At 44.7% G+C, this 26,563-nt stretch carries 33 protein-coding genes and 1 tRNA gene; 22 read left to right on the top strand and 12 right to left on the bottom strand.

Annotated elements, in window-relative coordinates:
• The first annotated feature begins 5 nt into the window (after positions 1 to 5).
• From C3Y98_RS12895 to C3Y98_RS05200, 4 genes are read left to right on the top strand one after another with little or no spacing between them, the layout of a single operon-like run.
• Positions 6 to 122, top strand: coding sequence for a GpE family phage tail protein (locus C3Y98_RS12895; protein WP_135277050.1), 117 nt, complete (start codon positions 6 to 8; stop codon positions 120 to 122).
• Positions 119 to 2,380 carry a phage tail tape measure protein gene (locus C3Y98_RS05210; protein ID WP_135277049.1) on the top strand — a complete coding sequence of 754 codons (2,262 nt, stop codon included), beginning with the start codon at positions 119 to 121 and terminating at the stop codon, positions 2,378 to 2,380. Before C3Y98_RS12895 ends, C3Y98_RS05210 begins: the two co-directional genes overlap by 4 nt.
• Before the next feature lie 3 nt (positions 2,381 to 2,383).
• Positions 2,384 to 2,815 carry a phage tail protein gene (locus tag C3Y98_RS05205; RefSeq protein ID WP_135277048.1) on the top strand — a complete coding sequence of 144 codons (432 nt, stop codon included), beginning with the start codon at positions 2,384 to 2,386 and terminating at the stop codon, positions 2,813 to 2,815.
• 4 nt (positions 2,816 to 2,819) lie between these two features.
• Positions 2,820 to 4,130, top strand: a complete 1,311-nt coding sequence (locus C3Y98_RS05200; protein ID WP_135277047.1) for a contractile injection system protein, VgrG/Pvc8 family — start codon at positions 2,820 to 2,822, stop codon at positions 4,128 to 4,130.
• Between the two features lie 182 nt (positions 4,131 to 4,312).
• On the opposite strand, the gene C3Y98_RS05195 is transcribed toward C3Y98_RS05200, so the two are convergent.
• The 6 genes from C3Y98_RS05195 to C3Y98_RS05170 all read right to left on the bottom strand — a co-directional run bounded on the left by C3Y98_RS05195 (position 4,313) and on the right by C3Y98_RS05170 (position 7,908).
• Complete coding sequence (locus C3Y98_RS05195; protein ID WP_135277046.1) at positions 4,313 to 4,948, bottom strand: hypothetical protein; 636 nt, start codon at positions 4,946 to 4,948, stop codon at positions 4,313 to 4,315.
• A gap of 57 nt (positions 4,949 to 5,005) precedes the next feature.
• Positions 5,006 to 5,209, bottom strand: coding sequence for a hypothetical protein (locus C3Y98_RS05190; protein ID WP_135277045.1), 204 nt, complete (start codon positions 5,207 to 5,209; stop codon positions 5,006 to 5,008).
• 247 nt (positions 5,210 to 5,456) lie between these two features.
• The gene (locus C3Y98_RS05185; protein ID WP_135277044.1) at positions 5,457 to 5,870 is read right to left on the bottom strand and encodes a DUF2513 domain-containing protein; all 414 of its coding nucleotides are present in this window, start codon (positions 5,868 to 5,870) and stop codon (positions 5,457 to 5,459) included.
• A 275-nt stretch (positions 5,871 to 6,145) separates the two neighbouring features.
• Positions 6,146 to 6,811, bottom strand: coding sequence for a thermonuclease family protein (locus C3Y98_RS05180; protein WP_135277043.1), 666 nt, complete (start codon positions 6,809 to 6,811; stop codon positions 6,146 to 6,148).
• A gap of 2 nt (positions 6,812 to 6,813) precedes the next feature.
• Positions 6,814 to 7,500, bottom strand: coding sequence for a hypothetical protein (locus C3Y98_RS05175; RefSeq protein WP_135277042.1), 687 nt, complete (start codon positions 7,498 to 7,500; stop codon positions 6,814 to 6,816).
• A gap of 45 nt (positions 7,501 to 7,545) precedes the next feature.
• Positions 7,546 to 7,908, bottom strand: coding sequence for a helix-turn-helix domain-containing protein (locus tag C3Y98_RS05170; RefSeq protein ID WP_135277041.1), 363 nt, complete (start codon positions 7,906 to 7,908; stop codon positions 7,546 to 7,548).
• Between the two features lie 58 nt (positions 7,909 to 7,966).
• Here C3Y98_RS05170 and C3Y98_RS05165 point away from each other — a divergent pair, with 58 nt between their 5' ends.
• The 15 genes from C3Y98_RS05165 to C3Y98_RS05100 all read left to right on the top strand — a co-directional run bounded on the left by C3Y98_RS05165 (position 7,967) and on the right by C3Y98_RS05100 (position 17,729).
• Positions 7,967 to 8,236: a hypothetical protein gene (locus C3Y98_RS05165; protein WP_135277040.1), complete on the top strand. Its 270-nt coding sequence runs from the start codon at positions 7,967 to 7,969 to the stop codon at positions 8,234 to 8,236.
• Between the two features lie 5 nt (positions 8,237 to 8,241).
• A complete protein-coding gene (locus C3Y98_RS05160) occupies positions 8,242 to 8,850 on the top strand; it encodes a hypothetical protein (protein WP_135277039.1) in 609 nt (202 codons plus the stop codon).
• Positions 8,837 to 9,091: an Ogr/Delta-like zinc finger protein gene (locus C3Y98_RS05155; protein ID WP_135277038.1), complete on the top strand. Its 255-nt coding sequence runs from the start codon at positions 8,837 to 8,839 to the stop codon at positions 9,089 to 9,091. The genes C3Y98_RS05160 and C3Y98_RS05155 overlap by 14 nt, the downstream gene beginning before the upstream one ends.
• Before the next feature lie 114 nt (positions 9,092 to 9,205).
• Positions 9,206 to 11,896, top strand: a complete 2,691-nt coding sequence (locus C3Y98_RS05150; RefSeq protein ID WP_135277037.1) for a toprim domain-containing protein — start codon at positions 9,206 to 9,208, stop codon at positions 11,894 to 11,896.
• A 13-nt stretch (positions 11,897 to 11,909) separates the two neighbouring features.
• Positions 11,910 to 12,107 carry a hypothetical protein gene (locus C3Y98_RS05145; RefSeq protein WP_135277036.1) on the top strand — a complete coding sequence of 66 codons (198 nt, stop codon included), beginning with the start codon at positions 11,910 to 11,912 and terminating at the stop codon, positions 12,105 to 12,107.
• Between the two features lie 18 nt (positions 12,108 to 12,125).
• The gene (locus C3Y98_RS05140) at positions 12,126 to 12,341 is read left to right on the top strand and encodes a hypothetical protein (protein ID WP_135277035.1); all 216 of its coding nucleotides are present in this window, start codon (positions 12,126 to 12,128) and stop codon (positions 12,339 to 12,341) included.
• A gap of 27 nt (positions 12,342 to 12,368) precedes the next feature.
• Entirely contained in the window at positions 12,369 to 12,560 is a 192-nt protein-coding gene (locus C3Y98_RS05135; RefSeq protein WP_135277034.1) for a hypothetical protein, read from the top strand.
• Positions 12,561 to 12,563: 3 nt separating this feature from the next.
• Positions 12,564 to 12,839, top strand: a complete 276-nt coding sequence (locus tag C3Y98_RS05130; protein ID WP_135277033.1) for a hypothetical protein — start codon at positions 12,564 to 12,566, stop codon at positions 12,837 to 12,839.
• A gap of 28 nt (positions 12,840 to 12,867) precedes the next feature.
• Entirely contained in the window at positions 12,868 to 13,023 is a 156-nt protein-coding gene (locus C3Y98_RS12765; RefSeq protein ID WP_167759902.1) for a hypothetical protein, read from the top strand.
• Positions 13,024 to 13,106: 83 nt separating this feature from the next.
• Positions 13,107 to 14,906 carry a DNA cytosine methyltransferase gene (locus tag C3Y98_RS05125; protein ID WP_135277032.1) on the top strand — a complete coding sequence of 600 codons (1,800 nt, stop codon included), beginning with the start codon at positions 13,107 to 13,109 and terminating at the stop codon, positions 14,904 to 14,906.
• A complete protein-coding gene (locus tag C3Y98_RS05120; protein ID WP_135277031.1) occupies positions 14,903 to 15,772 on the top strand; it encodes a DNA adenine methylase in 870 nt (289 codons plus the stop codon). The genes C3Y98_RS05125 and C3Y98_RS05120 overlap by 4 nt, the downstream gene beginning before the upstream one ends.
• A complete protein-coding gene (locus C3Y98_RS05115; RefSeq protein ID WP_135277030.1) occupies positions 15,769 to 16,242 on the top strand; it encodes a hypothetical protein in 474 nt (157 codons plus the stop codon). Before C3Y98_RS05120 ends, C3Y98_RS05115 begins: the two co-directional genes overlap by 4 nt.
• A complete protein-coding gene (locus C3Y98_RS05110) occupies positions 16,239 to 16,418 on the top strand; it encodes a hypothetical protein (protein ID WP_135277029.1) in 180 nt (59 codons plus the stop codon). The genes C3Y98_RS05115 and C3Y98_RS05110 overlap by 4 nt, the downstream gene beginning before the upstream one ends.
• Entirely contained in the window at positions 16,411 to 16,617 is a 207-nt protein-coding gene (locus C3Y98_RS05105) for an excisionase (RefSeq protein ID WP_135277028.1), read from the top strand. Before C3Y98_RS05110 ends, C3Y98_RS05105 begins: the two co-directional genes overlap by 8 nt.
• Positions 16,569 to 17,729 (top strand): Arm DNA-binding domain-containing protein, encoded by a 1,161-nt coding sequence (locus C3Y98_RS05100; protein WP_135277027.1) that lies wholly within the window; start codon positions 16,569 to 16,571, stop codon positions 17,727 to 17,729. Before C3Y98_RS05105 ends, C3Y98_RS05100 begins: the two co-directional genes overlap by 49 nt.
• Before the next feature lie 17 nt (positions 17,730 to 17,746).
• On the opposite strand, the gene C3Y98_RS05095 is transcribed toward C3Y98_RS05100, so the two are convergent.
• The 3 genes from C3Y98_RS05095 to C3Y98_RS05085 all read right to left on the bottom strand — a co-directional run bounded on the left by C3Y98_RS05095 (position 17,747) and on the right by C3Y98_RS05085 (position 19,236).
• A tRNA-Ser gene (locus C3Y98_RS05095) sits at positions 17,747 to 17,836 on the bottom strand.
• Between the two features lie 46 nt (positions 17,837 to 17,882).
• Positions 17,883 to 18,428: a peptide deformylase gene (gene def / locus C3Y98_RS05090; protein ID WP_135277026.1), complete on the bottom strand. Its 546-nt coding sequence runs from the start codon at positions 18,426 to 18,428 to the stop codon at positions 17,883 to 17,885.
• 58 nt (positions 18,429 to 18,486) lie between these two features.
• The gene (locus C3Y98_RS05085; protein WP_135277025.1) at positions 18,487 to 19,236 is read right to left on the bottom strand and encodes an S-methyl-5'-thioinosine phosphorylase; all 750 of its coding nucleotides are present in this window, start codon (positions 19,234 to 19,236) and stop codon (positions 18,487 to 18,489) included.
• Positions 19,237 to 19,382: 146 nt separating this feature from the next.
• Between C3Y98_RS05085 and hpnC the strand changes: the two genes are divergently transcribed.
• Genes hpnC through hpnE form a run of 3 tightly spaced genes read left to right on the top strand, consistent with a single transcriptional unit; the run spans position 19,383 to position 22,517 of the window.
• Positions 19,383 to 20,285, top strand: coding sequence for a squalene synthase HpnC (gene hpnC, locus C3Y98_RS05080; RefSeq protein ID WP_135277024.1), 903 nt, complete (start codon positions 19,383 to 19,385; stop codon positions 20,283 to 20,285).
• Positions 20,286 to 20,316: 31 nt separating this feature from the next.
• Positions 20,317 to 21,159 (top strand): presqualene diphosphate synthase HpnD, encoded by an 843-nt coding sequence (hpnD, locus tag C3Y98_RS05075; protein ID WP_135277023.1) that lies wholly within the window; start codon positions 20,317 to 20,319, stop codon positions 21,157 to 21,159.
• 29 nt (positions 21,160 to 21,188) lie between these two features.
• The gene (gene hpnE / locus C3Y98_RS05070; protein WP_135277022.1) at positions 21,189 to 22,517 is read left to right on the top strand and encodes a hydroxysqualene dehydroxylase HpnE; all 1,329 of its coding nucleotides are present in this window, start codon (positions 21,189 to 21,191) and stop codon (positions 22,515 to 22,517) included.
• Between the two features lie 21 nt (positions 22,518 to 22,538).
• Here hpnE and radA read toward each other — a convergent pair whose 3' ends face one another.
• Genes radA through dnaB form a run of 3 tightly spaced genes read right to left on the bottom strand, consistent with a single transcriptional unit; the run spans position 22,539 to position 26,374 of the window.
• Entirely contained in the window at positions 22,539 to 23,897 is a 1,359-nt protein-coding gene (gene radA, locus C3Y98_RS05065) for a DNA repair protein RadA (RefSeq protein ID WP_135277021.1), read from the bottom strand.
• Positions 23,897 to 24,982 (bottom strand): alanine racemase, encoded by a 1,086-nt coding sequence (gene alr / locus C3Y98_RS05060; protein ID WP_135277020.1) that lies wholly within the window; start codon positions 24,980 to 24,982, stop codon positions 23,897 to 23,899. The genes radA and alr overlap by 1 nt, the downstream gene beginning before the upstream one ends.
• A 9-nt stretch (positions 24,983 to 24,991) precedes the next feature.
• Positions 24,992 to 26,374 carry a replicative DNA helicase gene (gene dnaB, locus C3Y98_RS05055; protein WP_135277019.1) on the bottom strand — a complete coding sequence of 461 codons (1,383 nt, stop codon included), beginning with the start codon at positions 26,372 to 26,374 and terminating at the stop codon, positions 24,992 to 24,994.
• Between the last annotated feature and the right edge of the window lie 189 nt (positions 26,375 to 26,563).

Genomic DNA, 26,563 nt, shown 5'->3' with positions numbered 1-26,563 from the left:
AAGCCATGGCAGATATTGCTAGTGTGTTTCACTGGCAATTGTCTGATCTAGAAAAAATGTCACTCGTAGAGCTTATGGAGTGGCGAGAACATGCAAAAGTAAGAAGTGGAGCTGATGAATGAGTCAAAACCTGAAATTAGAAGTAATCCTATCAGCAATCAACAAAGCAACAGCTCCACTTAAAGCCATCACCAAAGGCAGTTCTGAGACAGCCAAAGCACTCAAAGCCGCACGTGATAACCTGCGTGCACTGAATGCCCAGCAAAATGATATCAATGGCTTTCGTAAGTTAGATAAAGACATTGCCATCAACAACAACTCACTCGCAGCATCTAGCGCTAAAATCAAACAGCTTAAGCAAGAGATGGATGGCGTAGAAAAACCCACAGCCGCCATGAACAAAGCATTCAATGCCGCGGTTAAAGAGGCAGGCAGGCTTAAACAAGAGCACAATGATCTAATTCAAAAGCAGCAACAATTACGATCACAACTATCAAACAGTGGCATAGACACCGCAAAATTGGCAACTCACCAACGCCAATTAAAAGCAGATATGGCAAGCGCTACCGAGCAAGTGAGCAAGCAAACCATCGCACTTGAAAAGCAAAGTGAACTAGCCAAGCGCATCAATGCCATCACAGCGGCCCGTGACAAGTCACTACAGACGCGTGACAAGCTAGCTAGTGCAGGCGCAAGCACCGCAGCAACGGGTGTCGCAATTGGGGTGCCTATCGTTAAGGTAATAAAAGACTATTCAAGCTTTGAAACCGCGATGCTTGGTGTAACAAAACAGGTCAACGGTGCACGTGATGCTAATGGTGCATATACCTCAACGTATTACGAAATGAGCGATGCCATCAAAGACATGTCTGAGCGCTTGCCACTTACTTCAATACAGCTGGCCCAATTGGTAGAGGGTTCTGCACGCATGGGCATTGAGGGTAAAAAAAACCTACTCACGTTTACAGAGCAAACCGCTATTATGGCAGCCGCTTTTGAACTGCCAACAGACCAGGTGGCTGAAGATGTTGGGATGATTTCAAACCTATATAAAATTCCAATTGATAAAATCCATGAGTTTGGTGATGCCGTTAACTACCTAGATGACAACGCACAATCAAAAGGCGCAGACATCATCAACGTAATGAAGCGCATTGCTGGTACCGCTACAACCGCTGGCATGAACTTTAAAGAAGCCGCTGCATTAGGCTCTACATTCCTAACGCTGGGGGCGTCTGAAGAGGTAGCAGCCACCGCATCTAATGCAATGATTAATCGCTTATCTAATGCCCCTATTTTAGAGTCATCCAAACGGTACGCTGGTGGTTTAAAAATGCTAGGCCTAGAGGCAACCAAGCTACAGCAAGCCATGAACAAAAACGCAACTGGTACTATCTTGGATGTATTAGATAGAATCAAAGCCTTGCCTAAAGATAAGCAGCTAGAAGCATCCACTAGGCTATTTGGAGTTGAGTATGGAGATGACGCCTCTAAGCTCGCACAAAACCTGCAAGAGTACCGCCGCCAGCTGCAGCTCACTAAAGATGTTCAGGCCAAAGGCTCTATGGCTAAAGAGTCATCTGCGCAAAATAACAGCCTTGATGCGCAATACACAATGTCAATGAACTCAGCGTTCAACACAAGCACTGAATTAGGCCAGCAATTAAAACCCGCGTTGATAGATATCTTGGGAGTCATCAGGTCAATAACGTCTGGCATGCGCGATTGGGTAAAAGAGCACCCTGTTCTCACCGGCTATATATTAAAAGTGGTAGCAGCACTATCAATCATCACCATTGGTGTTGGTGGTTTGTTGATTGCCATTGCAGCCATTATGGGGCCAATGATCCTCATGCGTTATGCCCTTGGAATGATAGGTATTAAAGGCGGCTTGCTCATTCCAGTATTGCGCGGCGTAGGCATGGTAATTGGATTCATTGGGCGCATGCTGCTATTAAATCCAATCGGCCTAGCGGTTACCGCTATTGCTGGATCTGCCCTGCTAATCTACAAATACTGGGAGCCAATTAAAGGCTTCTTTACAAGATTATGGGATAGCATCACCAAAACATTCAACAGCTTTATAGAGCCAATCATGAAGGCAATCACCAAAGTAAAAGAGTGGATTGGTGGTGGCAAGAACAGCGGGTTAGCACTTGCTGGTGCTGGCACTGGTGGCCCTATCATTAAAAACACGCCAGCGATCAAACCCCGAGGATATAACTATGCGCAGGCCGTTACACATGCTCCGGTAATTAACGTGCACCCAACACCAGGCATGAGCGAGGCGCAGCTAGCAAAACTAGTATCACAAGAAGTAGAAAAAACCAACAACGCAGCAGTTGCACGTAGCCGCTCAACATTAAGAGATAGAGATTAAGCCATGATGATGTCACTAGGTTTATTTGTATTCAGTATGGATACCCTGCCCTATCAAAAGCTTACGCATGAAATGGCGTGGCGCCACCCATCAGCAGGCCGCGTAGGGTTACGCCCTGCACGGCAATTTGCTGGTGTGGATGACGAAACCATCAATCTATCAGGCGTGCTACTCCCTGAAGTTTCAGGTGGCGACTTATCGCTAGATCTAATCCGCCACATGGGCGACACAGGAGAGCAATGGCCACTAGTTGAAGGCACAGGGCGCGTCTATGGATTCTTCGTGATTGAAAAGCTGAGCGTTAACAAAGAACTGTTTTTTAGTGATGGCAAAGCAAGGCGTATTGAATTCTCACTAAACCTAACACGTGTGGGTGACGACCAGCTAGACAAAATAGGCGCCATTAACGACAAAATCTTAGACTTCATCCGATAGCAATATGCAAATAGAAACCCAACCGGCAGCAGCATTTAAAATCAGCCTAGATAATAAAGACATCACCCTATCGTTTGCAGATAGGCTAGAGTCTTTAACGCTCACTGAAAACAGAGGGCCTGAAGCTGACCAGCTCGATATCGTGCTGCTAGATCATGACGGCAAGCTGGATATTCCACATCGCGGCATTAAGCTTAATTTAGCCATCGGCTGGCAAGTTAGCGGATTAATTGATAAAGGCACCTTTATTGTTGATGATGTAGAACACTCAGGCACCCCAGATAAGCTCACCATGCGTGCCAGAAGCGCAGATCTACGTGCAGGACTAACAACACAAAAAGAACGCTCATGGCACAACAAAAGCGTAGGCGATATCATCACCAGCATCGCAAAAGAAAATAGCTTAAAAGCGGTAATCCCTAGCGATTTAGCCACACAAGCCATACAGCACATAGACCAAACAAACGAGTCAGATGTGAACTTACTCTCGCGCTTGGCTAAAATGTTCGATGCCCTCTTCACTGTTAAATCAGGCAATCTATTATTTCTTAAAACAGGCACTGGCCGCAGCGTATCCGGCAAACCATTAGCGCCGGTTAAAATCACCCGGGCAAGTGGTGATCAACACCGATTTGGCGTGGCAGACCGCGACACCTACACAGGCGTAAAAGCACTTTACAACGACATGGCGCAAGCCATTAAAGGTGAAGTTCTAATCGATGAAGGCAACGTCTCAGGTGCAGACTTAGGCGCAGCACCAGCCACCACCATTAACGCGAAAGGCCGTGTTTATAGCCTAAATAAACTATACAAAACCAAAGCCAGCGCGATGCGTGCAGCACGTAATAAATATAGAGATCTGAGTGAGGGTAAAAGCAACTACGGCACGGTAACTGCATACTACAGAGAGGTCGGCACAGGGAAAAAAACGCCAATCAATATCACCGCTGAAAATGTAAATGTCACTAAAAAAGACGCACTGGCCAGTAATGCCTACGAGCCTGACGCATCCATGACAGCAAGCGCAGATAACATTAAAGTGCTGCGTCATATCTACGCAAACAAAGCTAACGCAATACGCGCAGCCAAAGCAGAATACACACGCCTAAAACGCGGCACTTCCACATTTGGGCTAACGCTAGCACTGGGCCGCCCAGAGATATCACCAGAGCAACCGGCTACCGTAAGCGGCTGGAAACCAGTAATAGACAGCACTAAATGGATAGTCACCCAAGCCGTGCACTCTCTAAACGATAGTGCCGGTTTAATCACCAGGTTAGAGATGGAGCTAAAAGTGGAAGAGCCTAATGAGTGAACATATCGGTAACAGCACCAATATGATAAATGCAAATCTCCACAAAATCTGTGGATAACATTGTGGGGCGCATGGGGATATAGCCGCTAAGTGGTTGCCGCTAATGGTGATATGGTAATCGTTAATATTTTGGGCAATAAAAAACCCGCAGATGCGGGTTTTAATATTCATGCTATCTCAGTCTATCGTGAGTCTGATTTACCTGTCCATGATATTGAGTCAAAAAATTCAATTAGTCTCGGGCTTAGATAGTCTTCAACCAATAGCCTTGGGATGCGGAACCTAACAGCCATGTCTTCGTATACCGACTTTATTGACTCATCTTTTCTGGCTTCAATTTCTTTTAGGCAATCAAGTCTTCTTTGATAAGGGAAAAGAAACTGCATAGCAGCAAACTCAGTTAATATTTCGCTTTTTGAAGACTCACTACCTTCAATCGCACCGTCCATAATTGAAGATCTAAAGTCAATTAAGTGTTCTGGTAACGATGAATTTCTTGCATCCTCACAGTCTAGTACTACATGAAACAACTCTTTACATAAAGAAAATCTGTTCCAGCAGTTCGTCATTCCATTTAATAAACATATCTCAAATGAACCGTCAGAATTAACAGCCACAAAGCTATGCATTGAGTGGTCTTTATAGTGATCTTCGTGAAAGGATAATGTAACTTTCTTTTCCAGATTAGTTTCTACTATAGTCAATAAGTCATTTACGCTAATATATGGCTTACCATTATGGTAATAATCGAAATACGTGTCTCTCAATGCTTGAGAGTTTTCAAGAGTAATTTTTATTTTTCTTAAATCTAAATCCATAAATCCCAGCCTATAAAAAAAGACCCATAAGGGTCTTTTTTTGAATACACGTAGTTATTAATTAATTGATAGCTCTTCTGAAGGCAATGCAGACACTACAGTCTTTTTACCTGCATGAAATTTAGCTAGAACATCAGCCACATCGTCTTGAAAGTCAGTCATCGGCAAAGCTATCGCTTCACGCTTAAACATAAACTTAACGTCTTGCACGCCACTTTCATTAAGCATGGCTTCCACCGCTTGTAATGAATTTGTGCTCATTATATTCCCCAATTAATTTTCTAATATCTTAAAATTTTGTTGACATGTTTGCCAACAATGCTTCGAATAATAACGCCTTTTTTTACTTTAGTAAACAGTTAGTTACTAAGTAGTATGTAAAGCACTCTATAAACTGCTATTAATAACCTGACGATTACATCGTAAAGCAAGTTACTAACTAGTAAGACTGTACTTAATACCTAAGGTTCTACTATTAAATATAGAGCCTTAAATTCATTGAGCATCCTCAACCCAATGTGTTTTTTAATACTAACGATCCTATCGACTTAATAGCATCAAAGGTCAGCTCAATGCCTTTTGTTTTAGCGGTGGTTTTAATTGTTTCCCATATGGTTGCAGACCTCATTGTGTCCAATAAATCATGTCCTGCCATAGTTAATCTAGGATGGTGTAAAGAATAATAAAAGCCGCTTCCATTAGGTCGTATGATATCTAAGCCATCGATATACCCATTATCCACCAGCATTTCAAAGTGCCCGAATATTCTGCTTTCAATTGCTCTAAATGCATCTAACTCTTTTATATATTGTGCTTCTGTCTGATTCTCCCACTTTGGCTCTGCAGGGAGTTCAGAAAAAAGCACATTATCTTCTTCTACATCAGTAAGCAGCTTACGTATTAAATCCCAATCCCGCTTCATATGATTGCTCCATTTATACCTTTACTCATTTCAAGTATTGTTCTTACCTGTAGTTAACATCTGCTTTAGATAGGGAGAGTGTTCACCATTAAAATCTATCTGACTTCCACACGATTTGCACAATAAGACCCTAGACGTTCCAATTTGATGCATTCTCCAACCTTTAGGCATTGCCTCTAGGGTGATTGCTGGGTCATATTCTATTTTGGTTGAACATGCCTTACATTGAAATTGCATATACCCTCCTAAGAGTCAGAGCTAATCTTAGCTACGCATCACCCACCACAAAGCACCTCGCACGGCACACCATCACCATCTTTATCTAACTTATGCAAGCCACACTGTTTTAAATAAAACCTAGCCTCTTCACAGCTCACCATTTGTCGGCAATATCTTTTACTACCACAGCTAAAGCCCTCAGCACTATTTGCTGATGCCTTTACCCTCGCCTGCGTTTGTTCAAAGGTTTCTGGCCTTTTTCCATGCCTGAAATCCCATGGTGGAATTGGTGACGGGTCGTTCCACAACCCTATCCCTTTAGATCTTGCTGCAGCTTCTAGCGCTATCAAGTTCGCATCATTGCTATACTGTCTGTAAACCCATGCATACCCATTCTCAACCTGGTGCACGTTTGCGCTTTTACCTTGGCAAAATACATCACCTAGCGTGCGTCCATACTTATCAAGCCCATAGGTATTGACGGTGGCATCTTTTCCCGCGCATAAGTTAGATAATGACTGCTGTGATTTGTTGTAAAACGGCTGTGCCTTTTCTGGCGCATCTATTGCATTAAATCTCACTTCTTTTTTTTGGCGATCAGGCGTTAAAAGGTAAATGGTGTCACCATCCTTAATGCCAACTACAACGCCTGACAGTGTGCCAGCAAAGCAGATGGCTGGTACTAAAAGAGAAATGGCTAAGGCTAAATAGTAACGTCCCATTTTTACTTAGTGTCAGGCAACTCTGCACCAAACCAAAAACCTAGTTGCTTGTTAAATATTGCGTAATACTCAACGCCATCTATTAATTTAGTATGAGCTTCACCTGCTTTATCATTCGTACTTAGCTTCATCAACTCAATAGCAATTTGAGCTGCTTTTTCACTTTCAAGATGTGGGCTAATAGATCGAACAATGGTAGTTGCAAGAAAAAGCATATTGGCACCAGACTTAAATGTGCCGTCACCAATAGATATTGATGTGACAGAGTTAACCATTCCATCTTTTGTTACTGCAATTACTAACGAATTTTGGTCAGATAACGTCACATTGGCAGTATCTGATACCGGGCCTTCTTTTACATCAATCCGATTAATGTGAAAGCTAGTATCAATGAGCTCAGAAACTTCATTGAATTTCACTCTAAAATTTTCAGGGGTAATGTTTAATGACGGCTGCTTAACTTCAGCTGCAGCTAGCTTCTCACTGTCTGGATTGTTGGTAGGCTTCTCATCACCGAGCAAGCCAACCATCACTAATGAGAATAGAAATAAACCAATGGCGCCTGCTGCTAGGTTTTTACGTTCTGGCACCTCACCTGTTTTCTTATTTATTAAGATCGCTGGTTTAACCATGCCTATAAAGAAAACGACCACACTAATAATAGACAAAATCCCAAATACGGTTTGCATAGGCTACCTTGATTAAATTGTTATTGTTTTTACAAAGTGCATTATTTAATTATGTTTTGCTACAAAAGTAGCAACGGCCGCCAGCGCAGCACGACCCAACTCATCAGCATGTGCATAAGCATTAAGTATCATATCTAGCTCCGCATTTTGATAAGAAGCTTTAGGTTCACCAGTGACTAATCCCGCACGCGAACCAAGCAATATGTAATTAATGTCTGCACCTAACCTCATGAAGTTAAGTAGTTGACTAATTCTCGCCTCAGTTTCGCCGATTTCGTACTTACCAATAGTTCGGCTAGTCGCCTCTATTTTTTCCCCAAGCTGAGCCTGCGTGAAACCCAATCTTTCACGCTCACTCTTAAATCTCTGCCCAATTGCGAATAAATATTCGGTTATTTCTGTTGACATAAGAATTTTTCTTCGTAATAATGAACGCACTTAGTAACTATTTAACAGATTATACTCAATGAGTACACCACGCAAACGTAATGAAGATGGCCTCGACTATAAACGTCCAATCGCGCTTCGCTTAATGCTTGAAGAACGCGAAGAAGCAGAGGTTTTATCTAGTAAATTTAACAAAACAAAATCCGCATTTGCGCGTCTAGCATATCTTGCTGGCGTTAAGGTTTTAACCGCTTCCTCCCCTGCCGCAGTCGCCGCTGCGTCAGTTGCCAGCGGTGCCGATAGCATAGTTGGCACCGCTGATTTTTCTTCAAGTTCGATGGGTAAATAATAGCCATGATGAACAACAAAAGCATGAGAGCTAATTCTCACCCACCTGAAGAACAGCAAGGCACTTTAATCTCTGTATTAGTTAACGCAGTTAACCAATGGAAGCGCCAAAACGATTGGAGCCGTGAAACAGTGGCTGACCAAATCGTGCAATCCCATGTGAATAATTCTTCGCATTTGGTCACCGGCATCACATTTGAAATAACAGGTAACGATGAATACCGCCGCCAACATACCAACGCTAACAAGATATTCCGCTGGTTAGATGAGCTAACTAAAGATAACAACCTACTGCCGGCTAACTTCATCAAGTCAATATTAAAAGCGTTGCCAATGCCGTTACGCCTTAAAACGGTAAACACTTTGCTATTAGATTTAGAGCTAACAGCAAAGCCTATCGTTTACGGTACCAAGGTAGAGCCGCTTGAAATGCTGCGCCAAATCCTGCAAGAAACTTCAGAAGTAACCAATGCCTACGCGCAGTTAGTAGATGGCATTGACCCGGGCGAGTTAGAGCTAGCTTTAGAAACTAGCGCTACTGCAATTGCAACACTTACCGAAGCAAAAGCCGTCATTCAAAACATGCTAATGGAGAGACAAAATGGGAAGAAGTAACAGCGCATCATGCCCGCACTGCTCAAGCAAAGCGCGCATTAGCACTAGCAAAAAAGTGACTAATATCACCCGTGAGATCTACTACCAATGCACCAACATTGAATGCGGCCATACTTGGGCGTCTGTCCTATCAGCAGTCCGAACAATCGTACCAAGCCGAATCCCTAACCCTGCGGTCTTTATACCGCAATCTGTAAAGACTGAGGCCATGCAAGAAACTACATCACCACAAAGCGGTTAGCGCTAGGCGCATCAGCGCCAAATCAAGCTAACCAATAGCCCAAAACAAGCACCACCCGAAAGCGCCTTTTTTAAGGTGTTAAGGATTTTTTTACCCAAAATTTGTGATTTGACCATGAACCCAAGCCTACATAGCGACATAAGCAGACACCTAGACCGTGACTTCTCATTCAAGAAGCATGGCAACCATCTGCAACAAGGTGAATGCCCATCTTGTAAAAAGAAAGAGCTATACACCTTTGCAGACGCGCCTTGGGTTCTACGTTGTGGCCGCTTAAACAAATGCGGTGCAGAGTTTCATATTAAAGACCTCTACCCTGATCTATTTAACAACTGGTCAGATCGTCACAAACCTACACCTGCTGAACCTAACGCATCAGCAGATGCTTATATGCGTGATGGCCGTGGTTTTGATATCAGTACTATTAAAGGTTGGTACACCCAAGAGAGCTTCTACGATTCTGAAAAGAAAATAGGATCGGCAACCGTACGCTTTCAATTGCCTAACGGTGCATTTTGGGAACGATTAATTGATAAGCCACAGCGCTTTGGCAGTCAAAAAGCCAACTTTAAAGGCGGCTACAAAGGCCACTGGTGGAAAGCACCAACGCTAGACCTAACAGACGCTAGCGTTAAACAAGTATGGATTGTTGAAGGCATCTTCGACTCAATCTCACACATCCAAACTGGACGTGCTGCAGTCTCTGCCATGAGCTGCAACAACTACCCAGAGCTAGCACTTAAAGAGCTTGCAGAACAATGCCAAGCAGCTGGTCGTGAATTACCAGAGCTAGTGTGGGCGCTTGATGATGGTGCGGCTGGCAGCAAGTACATTCGTAAACACGTAGAACTTAGCCGTGAACAAGGCTGGGTAGCACGTGCAGCACAAATCAAGAACCGCAACCGTAAAAAGCTAGATTGGAACGATCTATACCAACTAGGCAAGCTAGACGACAAAGCCATTGAAGAGGCCCTATATAACGGCGCCCTGCTCATTGCTAAATCTGCAACAGATAAAGCCCTGCTCATCTACAACAAAACAGGCGAACAAAGCTTCTTTTACGGTTTTATTAACCGCATGTTTTGGTTTCAATTAGATATTGATAAATACCACAAGTCATATAGCGCCATCGAGAAAGAGAGTGAATCAGCCAACACAGCATTAAGCCCAGATGAAATCAAAGGCAAAGCACTGCTAGAAGCTAAGTCAGTGTACGAAATCGCCAACTGCTACCCACAAGCCCTGTACTACCAAGCAAACCTCTTAACAGATGAGAGCTGGTACTACCTACGTGTGGACTTCCCACATGACGGAAGCAGCATTAAAAACACATTCACTGGTGCACAGCTATCAAGCTCTACAGAGTTTAAAAAGCGTCTGTTATCTATCGCACCAGGCGCGGTGTTCAGTGGCAACGCATCCCAGCTAGACCGCATCATTAAAGACCAGCTCTACAACATGAAAACGGTGCAGACAATTGACTACATCGGCTACAGCAAAGAGCACGCCACCTATGTATTTAATGATATCGCAGTGCAAAACGGACAAGTCCACCCACTCAATGAAGAAGACTTCTTCGACATTGGCAGACTATCAATTAAATCACTTAGCCAGTCTGTCACGCTAAACATCAATACAGATGCCAAAGAGTTCAATGCCGATTGGATAAACCTGTTATGGAAGTGCTACCAAGCTAAAGGCATCGTCACACTAGCCTTTTGGATGGGCAGCCTATTTGCAGAACAAATCAGGCAGCATCACAAGTCCTACCCATTCTTAGAAGTAGTAGGCGACCCGGGCGCTGGTAAATCCACCTTGATTGAGTTTTTATGGAAGCTACTTGGCCGTAACGATTACGAAGGCTTCGACCCTTCAAAAGCAACACTAGCCGCACGTGCACGTAACTTTTCACAAGTGGCAGGCATGCCAGTGGTGCTGATCGAAAGTGACCGTGGTGGTGAAGATAAAGCCCACGCTAAAACCTTTGATTGGGATGAGCTAAAAACAGCCTACAACGGACGCTCAGTGCGATCACGCGGCGTTAAAAATGGCGGTAACGAAACCTACGAGCCACCATTCCGTGGCGCCATTGTGATTAGCCAAAACGCAACCGTATCAGCTAGCGATGCAATGATGCAGCGTATCTGCCATATCCATTGCGATGTTAAAAGCCACACCCCTGCGGGCAAGTTAGCTGGTGAGCAACTAGAGCGCACACCAGTAGAAGAACTATCAGGCTTTTTAATCAAAGCCATCACCGCGGAAACAGCAATCATGGCTGCATTTAAAGAAAAATCTACCAGCTACGAAAAAACGCTGCAAAACATAGATGGCATCAAAAACCTGCGCATCATCAAAAACCACGCACAGATCTTGGCGCTAGTAGATGCACTAAGCCTAGTAATCAATATTAACGACCAAATGCTAGAAGCCGCCCGGGATGAAGTGGTCGAAATGGCGGTAGCGCGTCAGCAATCTATCAATGCAGATCACCCAGACGTGCAAGCCTTCTGGGAAGCCTACGAATACTTGAATGGTGACGACCTAGAGCCTCGCCTCAATCACAGCTGCGACCCTGCGCTAATCGCCATTAACCTCAATCACTTTGTACAGGTTGCATCCGAGAAAAAACAACAGATCCCGCTGCTATCAGACCTTAAAAAACTGCTTAAGACCAGCCGCAAACGCAAGTTTGTAGAGGCCAAAGCAGTCAGCAGCGCAATTAACCGCGAGCACAACAAGCACCGTGGGTTTGATAACCCAGCACGCCCTGAAACCGTCAAATGCTGGATTTTTGAAGCATAACTGGAGAGCAAACATGAGCATTACAGCTTGGTATTACATCGATACAAACCTACACAAAGCAGCAGTTATGGTTAGCGCACCAATTGGTTCAGGTAACAACTTAGCACTAACAACGAAGCAAGCACGTGAGTTAGCTAAAGAGCTAATCGATTCAGCTGATGACCTTGACCACCTGGTTAACAAACTAGGCCTGCAAGTAGCAAACACCTAACTAACACAGGAGCTAGCCATGCGTACAACCGAAGCAGAACTAAAAGCCGCCTATAACCGCACAGGGTTAAAACGTATTGGCTACAGCTTTGAGAAAGCAATGCAGTGCGAACTCACCAAAAAATGTTTAGTGCGCATGGCGCTTATCGCACAAAAAAAAGCAGCAAAGAAACAAGCGCCAGCTAAAGCACTACCAGCCACCCAGCAAAAGCCTTACTGGTGGCAGGAAATTTAAATACAGATCAACTAACAGGAGCAGACCATGAGCAAATCAATATTAGATAACTTCAAGCACCACGCCGTGATTAACGCTAGCCGACTAACAGATACACAGGTCGCACAAATTCGCGCCCAAGGCCTAATCATCAAGTATCGCCCAGATAACCTGGTACTAAACCAAGCACAAAGCGCCATGTACCGCCAACAAGCATGCACATCGGCAGAGGTGGCTTAAGCCATGGCACGTTGCTACCTAGCGCCATTGAGCGATGAAGACTTGATCGAGGCTGTAAAAACACACATGGAAACGCAGAAGTTCGTAACGCGTGGACAGCTTAAAACCAAGTTTCATACATCTATGCAACGCCTTGAAGCCTTAGAAAAAGCTGGCCATTTCAAGCTACCGCTAAGACTAAGCAAAAGTGCCGCCTCAACACTAGGGCGAAAAAAATGCGGTACCGCTAAAAACTGGTACATCACACGCCCTGCCCCATGGCAAATCGCAGCTAACTAATTAACTAACCACCATAGGAAAACAAACCATGCCACAACTAATAACAGCCTACATCGGCGGATTTTTCAGCCCAATCGCAATCGTGATTTTTCTATCACTTAAGAGCGACTACAACTACCACCGTGAAAGCGGCCACTCAAAGTGCAGAGCACTAAAAATCACCATCCGCCGCGCATTTATTTAAACAACAACAATGGAGACCACCATGAACTTGTATGACCAAAAACTGCAATCACTAATCAACGAATTTAAAGGCGAGGTGGCAGCATGAACGATATCCGCACAATCAATCACTTTCACTTTGCCTGCGGTCTTGGTGGCGGTAAAAAAGGATTTAACCAAGCCAGCGCACGCGTAGGCAATATGGTGGCACGTTCTCGTTGCATAGGTGGTGTAGATATAGATGCCGCAGCTATACGTGACTTTGACAAAATGGGAGATGGCCGTGCAGGTACGGTGATGGATTTATTTACCCGTGAGCAGTACATCTCGTTTCATGGCAAAGAGCCTCCTGTGAGCTGGAAAGAAGCAACCCCTGCTGATATCCAAGCTGCTGCAGGCAATGAACACCCTCACATTGTTTTCATTTCGTCTCCGTGCAAAGGCCTGTCTGGTTTGCTTTCTGAGTCATTAAGCAAAACTACAAAGTATCAAGCACTTAATCAGCTAACGTTACGCTGCGTTTGGTTAATGTGCGAAGCATGGAAAGATGACCCTGTAGAGTTGATTGTTTTTGAAAACGTGCCACGAATCTCTACTCGTGGCCGATATCTGCTCGATCAAATTAACCAGTTATTACGCCATTATGGCTATGCAGTTGCAGAGACTACTCATGATTGTGGTGAGTTAGGCAACTTAGCGCAAAGCCGTAAACGCTTCCTATTGGTCGCACGTCACATGGAAAAAGTGCCTAGCTATCTATATGAGCCAGTTAAGCGCCCTCTTCGTTCCGTTGGCGATGTATTAGGTCGCATGTTGTTACCAGGTGATTTGGCGGCTGGCCCTATGCACCGCATCCCATCATTACAATGGAAAACATGGGTTCGCTTGGCATTTGTTGAAGCTGGTAGCGATTGGCGCAGCTTGAATAAATTAGCGGTCGAGGATGGCAAATTGCGCGATTACCTAATCGTGCCAGAGTTTTATAGCGGTTATTTAGATGTGCACAATTGGAACGAATCAAGTGGCACAGTCACTGGAAAATCATCGCCTGCCAATGGCAAATTTTCTGTGGCAGACCCACGCTACAACGGTAAAGAATACAGCCAGTATGGTGTTTTGCCATTCAATAAAACGATGGGTGTTGTTAGCGCACAATCTAAACCAGGTGGCGGCATTTACACAGTTGCAGATCCACGCATGCCAGAAAGTAAGAACCGTCAAAACGGAATTTACCGCGTCGTTAAATTTGAAGGTGCATCAGGATCTGTCACCGGAGCTGCGCACGTAGCCGGTGCAGCTATGTCTGTAGCAGACCCGCGTTCCAATACTGGATTTAACGGTTCTGGAAAATATATCGTCAATGCTTACGAGACACCAAGCAACACTGTGATTGCAGCCAGCACAACCGGGCAAGGTGCTTTTGCTGTTGCAGATCCACGCAGTGGCATCGACCGCAAAAAAGGTGATAACTATTTAACTGGTGGTCATTACGGTGTCGTTCCTTTTGAAGAGAAATGCGGCGCTATCAGTGCATCAGGTAAATTTGATAATGGTAGATGGTCTGTTGCAGATCCACGAATTCCAGAATCAAACGATAAAGTAATTGCAATTATTCAGTCAATGGATGGCACATGGCATCGCCCATTTACCACACTTGAATTAGCAGCATTGCAAGGCCTTATCGATCCTGAAGAACAACTACAGCTAGACGGATTAAACGATATGTCTTGGCGTGAGCGTATTGGTAACGCAGTGCCGCCACCGGCAGCGCAAGCTGTAGCCAGTGAAATGTTCCGAACCTTACTATTGTCATGGGCTGGGGAAACATTCCAACTAAGCGCAGCGCCTGTATGGGTGCAACCTACAGTAGCGGGTTTGATGGCCGCTCAAGGTGGTGCAGCATGAAAGTAACTCGCCCACTAATAAGATATCACGGTGGTAAGTTCCGGCTTGCATCTTGGTTAATACAATTCTTCCCTAACCATAAAATTTATTGTGAGCCATTCGGTGGCGCCGCGTCTGTACTGCTGCAAAAACATAGGTCTTATGCAGAGGTATATAACGATCTAGACGATGATGTCGTCAACTTATTTCGCGTACTGCAGGACGATAAAAAGAGCGCACGCTTAATTCAACTGCTAGAAATTACCTTATTTGCTAGATCTGAGTTCGAATTAGCATTTACATATACTGATTGCGAGATTGAACGTGCTAGGCGCACTATCATTCGCGCCCAAATGGGTTTTGGCTCAAGTGGCGCAACAAAAGGCACCACTGGCTTTAGGTCAGATACCTCACGCAGATACACAACGGCACAAATGGACTGGGTTAAATACCCACCAATATTAAGGCCGATAATTGATCGTCTGGTAGGTGTTCTTGTTGAAAATCGACCAGCCTTAAATGTGATTGAAAACCATGACACGCCTGAAACACTTTTTTATGTAGACCCACCATACATGCATAACACGCGAGTAATGGATAACAACAATCACTACTACCGGCATGAAATGACAGAGCAAGATCATATAGCCCTGCTAGATAAATTAAAAAATGTAGAAGGTATGGTAGTGCTCAACGGCTACCAAAGCGATTTATACGATGATGCATTGATGAATTTGGCAAGTGGCAACTGGCAAAAACATAGCACAAAATCAAGAGCTTCAGCATATCGCGGCACCAGCATCAGGACTGAGGTTGTTTGGTTAAACCCAGCATGCGTAGACGCATTAGGTGCTTCATTAGGACTATTTCAGGAGTTACAGGCATGAACCGCGCCCAACGAAGAAAACAAAACTTTGGCAAACAAGCCAAGCGCAACAAAAAACACAAATCATTTCACGCCAGCGTGCCAATGCTAGTTAATCGGGTAGTGAATGACAACATCGAGGGCAAAGAAGAGCTTGCAATGGTTAATGCATTCCTATTTGGCACAGCGCAACAATCGGATTACGACTACCTGGTGCGCATGGCAAACATGCTCAATATTGCCGCCAAGTACAAAGGCGCTGAAAATCTTAAGCCTACGGTTGATGCAATTAACTTCTTAGCCGCGTTGATACTTGAGCGCTATCAAAGAACAGGCAAGTTCGGCGTTGATAGTGAAGAGCGTGACGCGCTGCGTAGTTTGGTTGTTTTTTATGATGCATTCTGGAAGCGACAGACTACAAATCTATATAACGATTGTGTAGCTGAGTTGAATGAGTTTTATGATGAAATCAAAGAACGGAGGGCTGCATGAAGTGGAAAAAAATAGACGATTACCACATGCGTTTTGGTGCATCACCTTGGACAATCACCTACGCTAAAAACGCCACCTACCCTTATGGCCTTAATTTTGATGGTGAATCAAAGGGATTTTTTAAAACGATAGATGAGGCTATCAATAAACATAGTGAATTGAGTAAGCATGCTTGAATGGGTTACTATCCAAAAACTGGCCGGAGAGTCAGGTTACACAGTCGCCGCATTAAGGGCAAAAATAAGCCGTGGCGACTTTATTGAAGGCTATCACTGGAGGAAGTCACGTGATGGCCGGGTTCAATTTAAAATAGAGGCATACAACGAATGGGTCAGCGGCGAGAGACTGGAATTGAAGAGCGTGGCAACAGCATAAGAGTATCGTTTCAATGGCGAGGTGCAAGATGCCGTGAAACAATCAACATACCACCTACTAAAAGCAATATGCAGTATGCAGCTGGTCTGCGTGCCGAGATTCTACGCAAAATAGGACTCGGCACGTTTGATTATGCTGACTACTTCCCAGAATCCCCCAAAGCACAAGCTGGCGTTAAAAAGATAGACACCTTCGCAGACGCAAGCGATACATGGCTAAAAGCCAATAGCCAGCTGGCTAAATCATCACTTACCACCTATCAAAAGCACCTAAACAAGCACTGGTTGCCTAAGTTCGGTAAGCACAAAATTACAGAAATCACCTACACCGAACTGATGGCCCACCTTGCCGATCTGAAAGTCACACCTAAAACCAGAAATAACATAGTAATCCCAATGCGCCGCATACTAGATGCCGCGTTTTTAGATGGCATCATCGCAAGCAATCCTGCAGCTCGAATCCGCAACGTAAAGGCTCAGCGCCCAGAGCCTGACCCATTCACGATAAATGAAGTGAACCTGATCCTAGAGCACATTAAAACCACGTACAACGAGCAAGTGCTCAACTACTTTGAGTTTGGTTTTTTTAGTGGGCTAAGAACTTCTGAGCTTATAGATCTGAAATGGGGAGATGTTGAAGAAACACTAGTCGTTGTGCGCAGCGCTAAGGTGGAAGGCGAAAGCAAAACCACCAAGACTAACCAGGTGCGCTTTGTTGAACTGAACGCTAGAGCAAAAGCTGCGCTGGCCAGACAAAAAGCACACACTAAACTTAAATCAGTGTACGTGTTTCTTAACCCAATCACAGAAACAACGTGGAACGACCAACGCTCGCAAAGTAAGGTCTACTGGACACCTACGCTCAAGCAACTGAAATTACACCACCGTAACCCCTACCAAATGCGACACACGTTCGCCACCCTAATGCTAATGGCCGGTGCTAACCCGATGTGGGTTGCGCGTCAGCTTGGCCACGCCAATATGAAAATCACGCTAGAGGTCTACAGCAAATGGATTGATCTTGCAGATAAGTCACGAGAGCTGGACAAGGTTAATAACGCCCTATTTGCCCCAAATTTGCCCCAAGAAAAAGCCAGTACAGCTGAGAGCTAGTACTGGCTTATGTATTCTGGCGGAAGAGGTGAGATTCGAACTCACGGTGGGCGTGAACCCACGACAGTTTTCAAGACTGTAGCATTAAACCGCTCTGCCACTCTTCCATCTAAATCGTTACTTGCGTTACGAGGTCAGCATTATAACAACAAATTAATCATCTTGAAAATCCTGATTTGGAAAAAAAACATCAGAATATCCAAAATCTTTTAAATTTATTATCCGCATTGGATATAAAACACCATCCAAGTGATCACATTCATGCTGAACTACTCGCGCATGAAAGCCGCTGACCAATCTATCAACTTTATTGCCGTACTGATCAAACCCCGTGTAATGCAATTTCAGATGACGCGGCACTATACCTCGCATTCCAGGAACTGACAAGCACCCTTCCCAATCATTTTCAATTTTATCGCCAATTAATGTTAATTCAGGGTTAATAAGTACAGTGTAAGGTACCGCATCTGCATCTGGATACCGAGGATTGGTAGCAGTAGATTCCTTTTGACCAAAAATAACAACTCTCAAGCTAACGCCAATTTGCGGAGCAGCGATGCCGGCACCATTCATATGCTTCATGGTATCTTCTAAATCTTGGATTAATTCATGCAATTCTGCTGTATCAAAATGCGTTACAGGTTCAGCTTTTGCCAGCAAGCATGGCTCGCCCATTCTTAATACAGTTTTAATTGCCATTTTTTACCTTAAGCATTCGTCAGTCTCAGCATCACCCAAATCAAAGTGGCTGACATTTCTAGTGATGTCCGTTTTGCTTGACCAGTTGAGCGATAATATTGCGCACGCGTACCATGGTGAGGTTTAAATTAGAGATGACTTCCTCATATTTAATTTCATGCAAATTGTCACCTCGACCAGCCGCATAATTCGCTACTGGACAAATTGTCGCATAGCTAATGCCAAGTTCACGCGCAAGTGCCGCTTCTGGCATACCGGTCATTCCTACCACGGTTGCTCCATCTCGCTCTAAACGGTTAATTTCAGCAGCAGTCTCTAATCTAGGGCCTTGCGTAGCAGCATACACCCCATGATCAACCACTTCTTCACCAACGGCAATAGCAGCTCTTTTCCACTTTTCACGTAAGGTTTGGCAGTATGGTTCAGTAAAGTCGATATGTTTTACTGGATTGCTAATTCCATCATGAAAGGTTGTTTTTCTACCGTAGGTGTAATCAATGATTTGATGCGGGATTACTATTTTGCCGGCTGACAAATCTGGGTGAATGCCACCTACCGTTGCAATCGCAGCTATTTCCGTCACGCCTTGTAAATGCAGGGCGGCAATATTGGCACGATAATTCACCTCATGTGGCGGAATCGTGTGTCCGTTGCCATGACGTGCCAAAAAAATGACTTCTCGCCCAGAAATCTCGCCAAAAATAAGTGGTTGCGATGGCTCACCGTAAGGCGTTCGTACAATTAAACGTCTAGTAATATTTAAGTTGTCTAGTTGCGTCAGACCTGTGCCACCAATAATTGCTAACATAATCGCTTTCTATATGAGTACGTTTTTATTTTAACAAAGCTTTAATTGTTTTCTTAAAATATTTACCACCTTAGAAAAACAAATGTTCATCATAAATAGCAGGCTTTGTAACCAAAAATGATTTAATTTTGTGGCATACTCACGCCATGGTAAATATTTGCTCAACGTCTAGCGATTCGTCAGCAACAGTGGCTCAACAAAGCCTCGACTTAGCCAGCCGCCATTATGAAAACTTCCCTGTTGCTTCATACTTTTTGCCGGAGTACTTAAGGGAGCCTATTGCTTTAATTTATAGCTTTGCACGGCAGGCGGATGATTTTGCTGATGAAGGTGACATGACTATTGAGCAGCGACTGAACTTGCTTAATGGCTTTCGTGATGAGCTTGACTTGCTACAAGCCTATATCAAGCCAAAGTCTGCTTTTTTTATGACATTAGGTCAAATGATTCGCGAGAGAAAGTTACCCTTTGCCCCATTTTACGACTTGTTAGATGCCTTTAGCCAAGATGTGACTAAAACTCGCTACGCAGATTACGAAGACGTGCTCGATTACTGCGCACGCTCTGCAAACCCTATCGGTAGCCTTTTACTGCATTTATATCAGCAAGCAACCCCTCAAAATATTACATACTCCAATCACATTTGCTCTGCATTACAACTGATCAATTTTTTACAAGACATTGCCATTGATTTTAAAAAAAATGAAGGTAAACAACGTATTTACCTATGCCAGGATGAGCTAGTGGCTTTTGGCATCAGCGAGCAAACCATTAGAGCGTATGTAAATGCCACGCAGCCGATTGATGATTATTGGCAGCAGTTTATGCATTTTAATTTGCGTCGCACCCAAGCCCTGCTCAACGCAGGTAAGCCTTTAGGCAGCATATTAAAGGGGCGCATTGGTTTTGAAATGCGCATGATCATTGCCGGTGGTGAGCGTATTATCTATAAAATCAGCGCAGTCAATGGCGATGTATTTAACCACAGACCCAAACTCAACTTCTGGGACTGGGCTATCATTTTTTCTAAAGCCCTATTTAAGCTATAAACATTAATCACTTAGTTTCAACAATCCTAATATGACCCCAAAGCAATATTGCCAAGAAAAAGCAGCAAAGAGCGGCTCCAGTTTTTACTATAGCTTTATGTTTTTACCAAAGCAGAAGCGTGAAGCAATTACCGCGCTATATGCCTTTTGTCGTGAAGTGGATGATATTGTCGATGAGTGCACTGAGTTAAAAGTGGCTCAAGTAAAGCTTGCCTGGTGGAAAGATGAAGTTCGCAATTTATATCTAAATAAACCCATACATCCAGTAACTAAAGCACTTGAGCCCGTCATCAAACAGTTTCAATTAGATGAAGAGCACTTTCATGAAATTATTGATGGCATGGAGATGGATTTAAATTTCAATCGCTATGAGGATTTCAAGCAGCTGCAGCTCTATTGTTATCGGGTTGCCAGCGTTGTTGGCATACTCTCAGCCCAAATTTTTGGCTTTAAAAATAGAAAAACGCTTAAATTTGCCCATGATCTCGGCATGGCATTCCAGCTCACTAACATCATCAGAGATGTAGGTGAAGATGCACGTCGCAACCGCATTTACCTGCCGTTAGACGAGCTGGCAAAGTTCAATGTCACAGAAGAAGATATTTTAAAAAGCCGTGAATCTGATGCTGTAAAAAAACTGCTAGAGAGCCAAATTGAGCGTGCTGAAACTTATTATGACAAAGCACTTAACGAACTACCTGGAGAAGATAAAAAGAATCAGCGCGTAGGCTTAATCATGACTGCGATTTACCGCACATTGCTCCGCGAAATAAAAGTAGATGGCGCTGAGAAAGTACTGAATGCGCGTATATCACTGGGCACATTACGCAAGTTATGGATTGCTTTCAGTACTTGGGCTAAGCATTTGGTTTAAACACTTAATAATAATTACAGAGACTACGTGTGAACACAAATCAGCATATTGCAATCATAGGCGGAGGCTGTGCTGGATTAAGTGCGGCCGCAAGCTTAACTGAGCGTGGCTATAGGGTCACCCTATTTGAAGCTAGCTCGCAACTTGGCGGGCGCGCACGCAGTGTGGTGGTAGAGAACAAAGATTTATTGCAATTGCTTGATAACGGCCAGCATATTCTATTAGGTGCTTACAGTGCCACACTATCTCTGCTGGAAAAAGCCGGCGTAAAAGAAGATGAAGCCTTTTTGCGACTACCGTTACAACTGAATATGCAGTCTGGTGCGGCTAAATCGGCATTTTCACTAAAGTCAGCACATTACTTGCCCGCCCCGCTCAACATGTTGGTTGGTTTCTTGTTTTGCAAAGGCCTTACCTTAAGTGAACGGGTCGCAGCGCTCAAGTTCATGCGGCATCTGCAAGCGTCTAACTATGAACTGAGTATGGACCTGCCTTTAGCTAAATGGTTAAAGCAGCACAAGCAGACCAAAACGTTAATCCAAATGATATGGGAGCCTTTGTGCCTGGCTGCATTAAATACACCACTTAAAAAAGCAAGCAGCCGCATATTTTTAAACGTATTGCGAGATACATTTAGTGGAGATAAAAAGAATAGCGATTTTTTAATCCCTAAACTGGAGTTATCAAAAATCATCTCCCAGCCTGTAGCACACTACATACAAGCCAAAGGTGGCGCTATCAAATTAAACCATCGGATACGCTCACTGGTAGAGGCGGATGACGGCTTTCATTTGGAAACAAAACAAGGCATGCTCCACTTTAGTCATGTGATTGTTGCTACCTCACCAGCAAGAACAGATAAGCTGTTAGCAGAGCTCCCCAGACTTAAAGCTAGCCAAGATAAAACACAGCATTATCAATACCAGCCCATTTACACTATCTACTTACAATACCCAACTGAGATTAAGCTGCCACAAGTAATGACCGGGTTGGCTAACGCCATCAGTCAATGGGTGTTTGATAGAGGTGAATTATGCGGAGAAAAAGGATTGCTGGCGGTTATTGTGAGCGCTGAGGGCCCTCACCAAAAAATGACACAAGATGCGCTGGCGTTACAAGTTGCAAAAGAGTTACAACAGGCGTTCCCGCATCTACCTAAACCGTTATGGCATAAAGTGATTGCAGAGAAACGCGCTACATTTTCATGCGTACCGTACTTAACGCGCCCCACCAATAGAACGGCACAGAACAATCTTTATCTGGCTGGTGATTACACCTATGCTAGTTACCCAGCCACGATTGAAGGTGCAGTCAGAAGTGGTGTTTATTGTGCAAACCTGATTGCGAATGCATCGTAAAGCTAAGCATGCTTAGTTAGCTTAATAGTTCTTCACGTAGTTAAGTGCTTGCTCCAAACGCTCCACTGCTACCACCTCGATACCGTCTATACGTTGCTTAGGCGCATTGGCTTTAGGTACGATTGCTTTTGTAAAGCCAAGTTTGGCTGCCTCTTTCAAGCGCTCTTGTCCACGCTGTACAGGCCTCACCTCCCCCGCCAAACCAACTTCACCAAACACGATAAGTTTATTGTCTAATGGTTTGTTTTTTAATGAAGAAGTGATTGATAGTAGCACAGCCAAATCCACCGCTGGCTCTGAAATCTTAACACCACCCACTGCATTGATAAACACGTCTTGATCAAAACAAGCCACGCCTGCATGACGGTGCAATACCGCTAATAACATTGCCAGGCGATTCTGCTCTAAACCCACGCACAGGCGTTTGGGATTAGGTGCATGAGCTTCATCCACCAGCGCTTGTATTTCAATTAACAGTGGACGCGTGCCTTCCATTGTCACGGTAATGCAGGAACCTGCCACCTGTTCACTGTGATGCGATAAAAATAATGCAGAGGGATTGGTAACTTCGCGCAATCCTTTTTCAGTCATCGCAAAAACACCAAGCTCATTCACTGCGCCAAACCGATTTTTAAATGCGCGAATCAAGCGGAAACTAGAGCTCTGATCGCCTTCGAAATACAGTACGGTATCTACAATATGCTCTAGCACGCGCGGACCAGCTAAAGCGCCCTCTTTAGTTACGTGACCGACCAGTATGACAGTAATGCCAGCCTGCTTTGCTAACCGTGTTAATTGTGCAGAGCATTCCCGCACTTGCGCTACAGAACCTGGTGCTGATTGCAAAGCCTCGGAATAAACGGTTTGAATGGAGTCAATCACCGCAATATCAGGCTTATGCTTTTGCAGCATGCCAATGATTTTTTCCAGATTAATTTCTGCAAGTAATGATATCGGGCTAGCATCCAAACCTAGTCGCTTAGCTCGCATGGCTATTTGCTGTGGAGATTCTTCACCGCTGACATAAATTGCTTTACGTGCGCTGCCGATATGACACAGGGTTTGTAACAATAGTGTAGATTTTCCGATACCTGGGTCACCACCGATTAACACTACGCCACCAGGTACCAATCCACCACCAAGCACACGGTCAAACTCACTCACGCCTGTAGGTTGACGCGGCACTTCTGCTGCCTCTACCTCTGCGAGCTTTTGTAAACCTGCGGTTTCGGCTAACGGTGCAAAACGGCTGGCACTAGTGGTTTCTGCGATGGTTTCAACCAGTGTATTCCATGCATGGCAGCTCGGACATTGTCCTTGCCACTTAGGCTCGCTTGCGCCGCATTCAGTGCAGGTGTAAATGGTTTTGGCTTTAGCCATCAGTCAATCACTTTCATCGGCACACGTGGCGCAACGGCACAAAGCAATTCATAGCCTACAGTGTCAGAAGCTGCAGCTACGGCATCTACAGGTACTTGATTACCCCAAAGCTCAACGGAAGAACCTATCTCAGCCTCTGGGATATTGGTTAAATCACAAAACAACATATCCATAGAAACACGCCCTAATGTGGTGGTTAACTTACCAGCCACTGCAATTGGCGCACCGCCCTGATAACTACTCACTAAGCCGGCGTGTCTTGGGTAACCATCCGCATAACCGCAAGCCACAATGCCTACACGAGTGGGCTGCGTTGCTGTGAAGCGATTACCATAACCTACAGTTTCACCAACATTAACTTCCTGTACCCCAATAATTTCAGAGGTGAACTGCATCACCGGCATTAGTCCATAGGCGGTAGCAGCCGCATCACCCACTGGACTGGCACCATATAGCATAATGCCAGGGCGCACCCAATCGGCATGTGCATCTGGGTGGCGCAAAATCGTAGCAGAGTTGGCTAAAGACACGGGCAAGTTTAGCCCTTGGGTGATAGTTCTAAATAGCTTTAATGGCTTATCAATACCGGCTTCATCATCTGCGGTTGCAAAATGTGTCATCAGCGTAATGTCTGCAACATTTTTGCAAGCTCTCAGGCGTTCCTGCGCATGAATAAACGCCTCAGGCTGAAAACCTAAACGATTCATGCCGCTGTTCATTTTAAGATGCACATGCATAGGTTTAACGAGAATCGCTGACTCCAGCATTTCTAATTGCTGCTGTGAGTGAATCACAACATTCAGGCCGAGATTAGAGGCGAGATTAAGCTCCTGGGCGCAAAATACCCCTTCTAACAACAAAATAGTTTGCTGGAAGCCCGCATCGCGCAAATCGATGGCTTCATTGATACCAAGCACTGCAAAACCATCTGCAGCACTCAGTCCATGCGCGACATTGATTAAACCATGGCCATATCCATTAGCTTTCACCACTGCCATGGTTTTTGAATGTGGTGCGAATTTGCGTACAGCAGCTAAGTTGTGCCGTAACGCATTAAGAGAAACCGTAGCAAGAATAGGCCGCATGTTTCAGCTCTAGTACTCGTCTGACATATGTGCACTGCCTGCAAAGTTTTCAAAGCGCGTGTGCTGGCCAAGGAATGTCAGGCGAACTCGGCCAATTGGGCCGTTCCGTTGTTTACCGATAATAATCTCAGCCGTGCCTTTATCTGCCGAGTCTGGGTTGTAAACCTCATCACGGTAAATAAACAAGATTACGTCCGCATCCTGCTCAATCGCGCCAGACTCACGCAAATCGCTCATCACTGGACGCTTGTCTGGGCGCTGCTCCAAACCACGATTAAGCTGAGACAATGCAATGACAGGTACATCAAGCTCTTTAGCCAAGGCCTTTAAAGACCGTGAAATTTCAGAAATCTCGGTAGCACGGTTCTCACCTTGCTTGCCAGCGGGTGCCGCCATCAACTGCAAGTAGTCGATGACAATTAAGCCCAGCTTACCGGTTTGACGGTGTAATCTACGCGCCCTTGCACGCACGTCAAAGCTGCTTAAACCTGCACCCTCATCAATAAAGATAGGCGCTTCGTTTAGTTTGCCCAGTGCCGTAGTGAGCTTTTCCCAGTCTTCATCTTCTAATTTACCGGTACGCATGCGGTGTTGATCCAAACGCCCTACTGAGCCGATCATACGCATTGCTAGCTGTGCGCCGCCCATCTCCATTGAGAATACAGCGACTGGCAACCCAGTATCCAATGCTACATTCTCCGCAATATTCAGTGAGAAAGCGGTTTTACCCATTGAAGGACGCCCAGCCACAATAATCAAGTCACCCCCCTGCAGACCAGAAGTCATCGAGTCCAAGTCAGCAAAACCAGTTGGGATACCGGTAACATCGGATTGATTATCACGTGAAAAGAGTTGATCAATACGATCAGCCACCTGTGGCAATAACACTTTAATATCAATAAAACCTTCGCTGCTGCGCTTGCCGCCCTCAGCAATTTGAAAGATTTTGGCTTCAGCTTCATCTAATAATTGCTGCGCATCTCGACCGTTTGGTAAATAAGCGCTTTCTGCAATACCAGAACCTACCACAACCAACTGACGCATTACGGCACGCTCATGCACGATTTCTGCATAGCGGCGGATATTAGCCGCAGTCGGCGTGTTTTGCGCCAATAAACCCAGGTAGGCAATACCGCCTACGCCAGAAAGCTCAGCCGCATTTTCCAGCGACTCAGCCACCGTCACGATATCAGCCGGTTTGTTGTGTTCAATCAGTCTGGAAATATGCTCAAAAATAAGCTTGTGGTCATAGCGGTAAAAGTCTTTAGCGCGGAGAATATCCGCAACCTTATCTAGCGCTTCATTTTCAAGCAGCAGCCCGCCAATAACGGATTGCTCTGCTTCTACAGAATGTGGGGGTACTTTAAATGTATCTAATTGTTCGTCAGCCATAGCCGTGATTATATCAGTGCACGATTAACTCGCTAAGAATTTATGCCATCTAAATTAATTATTCAGCACTGTAGCGCTAGACACTATATGTAGTAGTGCGGCGACATAGAAAGATATAAAGCGAGAGTGAGGTAGGCATGATTCGATACCTAGAAAACAAAAAAGCCGACCATCTGGTCGGCTTTCTTT

It is taken from the genome of Methylotenera oryzisoli (assembly GCF_004661485.1).
GTDB classification, from domain to species: domain Bacteria; phylum Pseudomonadota; class Gammaproteobacteria; order Burkholderiales; family Methylophilaceae; genus Methylotenera; species Methylotenera oryzisoli.
This window is presented reverse-complemented; position numbering and strand designations above follow the sequence as displayed.